The sequence below is a fragment of the Actinomadura sp. 7K534 genome (assembly GCF_004348575.1).
Lineage (GTDB): Bacteria > Actinomycetota > Actinomycetes > Streptosporangiales > Streptosporangiaceae > Spirillospora > Spirillospora livida.
The window spans coordinates 1-3,684 of record NZ_SMKB01000398.1; the positions used below are offsets into that span (position 1 = coordinate 1).

The following is a 3,684-nucleotide window of genomic DNA, read 5'->3' on the forward strand; positions in this document are numbered from 1 at the left end:
CCCACGCCCCCCGGCGGTTGAGGTCACTGAGGCCGTGCAGGCGGCCTGGCTGCTGGGCGTCCGTGTACGGGGCTCTGCTAAAGGTTCGCCATGGTGGCGGCTACCTTTCGGTCCTGCGGCGCTTCACCTTGTCGATCATGAGGGAACAGCCTCGGGTGGCGATGCATGATCGAAATGAGGCTGACCCATGATGAGCCGTATGGCCGTAAGGCTCCTTCCCGTCGCGCTGGCCGCGGCGACCGTCACCGCCATCGGCGCGCCCGCGTCCGCGGAGGAGGCACCGCCGCCCCAGACCGAGGCGACCTACAGCGAGCAGGACTGCACCCAGGCGGTCCAGATCCTGTCCTACTTCAAGCTGCTGCCGAACCAGCCCGACCTCGGCCGGGTGCTCTGCTCGATCAGCATCGCGAGCGCGCCGGAGGGCGTGACGCAGCAGAACGCGCACGCCGACGAGCCGAACGGCGCCCACCTCACCGAGCCCGGCCGGCCCGCCCAGCAGAACGCCCTCCTCGGCCTTCCGGCCGAGCTGATCCAGAACCTCGCCACGTACGTCGCGACGAACAACCCGCAGTCCGACACCTCGGGGCAGCGCTGAGACGCCGCACGGGCCGCGGCGGAAGTTCCACCGCGGCCCGCGTCCCGAGCGGTCCCAACGTGCACTAAGCTTTTCCTCGATCGCGGGGCTATGGCGCAGTTGGTAGCGCGCCTCCATGGCATGGAGGAGGTCTGGGGTTCGAATCCCCATAGCTCCACGAACGAGTTGGGAGTGGTGAGCCCGCGGAGAACGCGGGCCGCCACTCCTTCGTCATTTCGTAGCGGCCTCGGGGGTCGTGCGTCAGGCGGTGAAGCGCAGCACGGCGCCTACGTGGACGTTCTGCGCCGGGCCGCCGTTCGACGGTAGGACCACCAGTTCGCCGTCGGTGGCGGCTGTAGCCCTGACCAGCGCGGCGTCTGCCTTCACCTCCCGGGGGTCGCTCACACCGAACTCGTCACGGAGTTCTTCGGCGGTGGTGGCGATATGCGCCGGATGGGGGCCGACCCAGAGGCGGGCGCTCGAATCCAGGTCGTCGTCCAGGAGGAGCGTCTCGACGCGGCCTTCGCGGACGGCCTTGGCCGTGGCGGGCAAGCCCTCCACGGCGCGCTCGCCGTTGGCGAGTTCGCGGTCGAAGCGCTCGGCGACGGTCATGATCCGCTCGGTCGTCTTCAGCTCCAGAACGCGCTGCAGCTCCGCGTCCAGGTCGGGGTCGTCGACCGTGGTGTTCTTGTCGGTCTCGACGGTGCGCGCCAGGACGTACTCGGAGACCTCGTCCAGGACGGCCGTACGGGCGCGGGTGTCGCCCGCGATGACGATGGCCTCGGCGCCGCACATGTCGGCGATGCGGTCGATCTCGCGCGCCACCTTCTTCGCGTTGAGCTTCCAGACGTTCTCCGACGAGCGCTGGAACCGCGACTGGTTCCAATCGCCCGCCTTCGTCTTGCGGATCGGGTAGTCCTCGTCCCCCTGCACGTCGATGTGGTGACGCCGTCCGTCCGCGGTGACGCAGTCGATCGCGCCCCCGCGGCGGTCGACGACGGCGAGCAGATGCGGGAACCTCTCACCGCGCTGAGCGAGGTAGGGCAGTACGTCGGGAAGCGGCGCGAGGGTCGCCTGGGTGGTCGGGGGCGGGTCGGCCAGTCGCTCCAGGTGCACCACCTTGCCGTCCGCCGCGAAGAGCACCAGCCCTTCGGAGCGGCGGCGGATGATCTCCTCGTCGATGGTCTGCTCGATCGCGCGGAGCGTGTCCTCCGGAGTTCCCTGCTCCTCCAGGTCCGCGCGCAGCGCCCGCCACCGCAGCTCGACGGCCTTGGACGCGTCCTCGGTGGTCCGGGAGAGGTCCGCGTACACCGACGCATAGGGGCCCGGACGTTGGTACAGCGTTTTGAGGAATGACAGATCCATGGAGGGGCCGTACCCGTCCTATTTGGGGCAAACGTAAATAATGTGACCGCTGAGGCTCAGCCCTCGGCGGCCTGCTGGAGCCGCGCGTACGCGAGCTGCAACCAGTCCGACCCCGCGACTGCCGTCATCGTGGCGCCCGCCAGCCGCGTCGCCTGCGGTGCGAACACGAGCCCGGCACTGTAGGCCGTCGCGACCCACTGGGCGATGCAGAACGGGCAGGTGACCAGCTCGCCGACGGCGTGCCGCACGCCCTTCCCGCGCACCTCCTCCGCCACTTCGGCCGGCCCCGCCGTCCCCGAGTAGCGGGTGAACGGGGCGCGCAGCGGGCTTGTCACCGGGTCCTTGGCGATGACCCGGGAGACCTTGTGCGTCGTGATCGTCATCAAGGCCAGGTCGGAAAGCCCTACGGAGGGGGCCCGGTCGCGCATCCGCCGCCCCAGGAGCACCATCGTCCCCGTGGTCAGCCCGTAGACGGCGAGGGTGGCGAGGTACGAGCCGAGCGGACGGTCCGCTCCGCCGGTGTACTGCTCCTTCTCCCTGCGTGCGGTGTCGACGACCGCGTTCATGAGTTTCCCTTCCCCGGCGGGGCTCCGGCGGATCGCACCGCCGGCGCACGCGGCGGCGTCGTTGCAAATAGGACGTGGGCGATGAGGGCTGGGGTCAGATCAGGTCGGCATCCACGTCCCGAAGGCATGCGGCTCTTCACGGCTTGAGGAGCGGGACGGGCCGCGGTTTCAGGCCGGCCGTTGCCGGCCGTGCGTCCCGGCCGCCGAGTCGAGGGTCGGCTCAGTGGTTGCGGAGGGCGTCCACCAGCTGCGACTTGTTCATCGTGGAACGTCCCTCCACGCCGATCTCCCGGGCGCGCTTCAGCAGCTCGTCCTTCGTCCAGTCCTCGTAGGAGGGGCTCTTGCCGCCCTTACGGCCGACCTTCTTCTTGCCCTGGCCCGCAGACGCGTTCGCGATCCGCGCGGCCTTCTCCTTGCTCTCGCCCCGGTCACGGAGCTTCTGGTACGTCTTCTCGTCCTTGATCTGCGCTCTGGGCATAGCGGACATCTACCCGACACGCAGACTCCACACATCGGCCACCGGACCACCAAGCAGCTGCAAACGCAGGTGGTCACATCGCTCGGTCGGCTCGATCTTCGGCATCCGGACGTTGTCGGTCGGTGTCCGCTGTTCGGCATGAGCGTGGGGGCCCGCCAGCGGGCTTGGACGGAGGACGCCGGAGCCCTTGTGAGCGGGGACATCAAGGCCGCAGAGCGTGCGGGACGAGCCGATTTGACGGACGGTGTGCGGGTGCCTAATCTCTCTCATGCCCCGAGGGATGCGGGACGCCATCAAGGCGGACGGCCCCGGGGAAGCCAACAAGAGGAAAACGGTTCGCAGCTTGCTCTGAGCCGGGGTACTCTGGAGTGGCAAGCCCAGACGGGGTGCAGGACACCGAGCGGTGGCCGGCCCGTAGGGCACCTCCTACGAAATGATCTTCTTCAGGTCTTCTGGCCTGTGGGCTGGTTGTCGCGTGGGGGATGGTGAACCGTTCGTCCGTCAAAAAGATCTTGGTTGATCGGCTTGACAGGCGCGGGGAACCAGGTAAGTTAGAAGGGTTGCCCCGGAGCCGGGGTCCGCGGGAGCGGGGTTCGGCGCGGTGGGTGTCCGTTTCTTGAGAACTCAACAGCGTGTTAAAAGCCAGTGCCTTTATCGGCTCGGCCAGTTTTCTGGTCGGGTCGCCCCGTGGCCGCCCTCGC

Annotated in this window: 4 protein-coding genes and 1 tRNA gene; 2 read left to right on the forward strand and 3 right to left on the reverse strand. The window is 68.6% G+C overall.

All coding sequences use genetic code 11. The features are described 5' to 3' along the window. Nucleotides 1-199: 199 nt before the first annotated feature. Complete coding sequence (locus E1266_RS36220) at nucleotides 200-595, forward strand: hypothetical protein (protein ID WP_132054955.1); 396 nt, start codon at nucleotides 200-202, stop codon at nucleotides 593-595. Between the two features lie 84 nt (nucleotides 596-679). Beyond that, nucleotides 680-752: transfer RNA gene (locus E1266_RS36225), tRNA-Ala, on the forward strand. Between the two features lie 83 nt (nucleotides 753-835). Here E1266_RS36225 and E1266_RS36230 read toward each other — a convergent pair. The 3 genes from E1266_RS36230 to E1266_RS36240 form a co-directional block, all read right to left on the reverse strand. Beyond that, a complete protein-coding gene (locus tag E1266_RS36230) occupies nucleotides 836-1,939 on the reverse strand; it encodes a Vms1/Ankzf1 family peptidyl-tRNA hydrolase (RefSeq protein ID WP_132054957.1) in 1,104 nt (367 codons plus the stop codon). Nucleotides 1,940-1,995: 56 nt separating this feature from the next. Continuing rightward, nucleotides 1,996-2,505 carry a DUF1360 domain-containing protein gene (locus E1266_RS36235; protein ID WP_132054959.1) on the reverse strand — a complete coding sequence of 170 codons (510 nt, stop codon included), beginning with the start codon at nucleotides 2,503-2,505 and terminating at the stop codon, nucleotides 1,996-1,998. Nucleotides 2,506-2,725: 220 nt separating this feature from the next. Further along, nucleotides 2,726-2,983, reverse strand: a complete 258-nt coding sequence (locus E1266_RS36240) for a Rho termination factor (protein ID WP_132054961.1) — start codon at nucleotides 2,981-2,983, stop codon at nucleotides 2,726-2,728. Nucleotides 2,984-3,684: the final 701 nt, after the last annotated feature.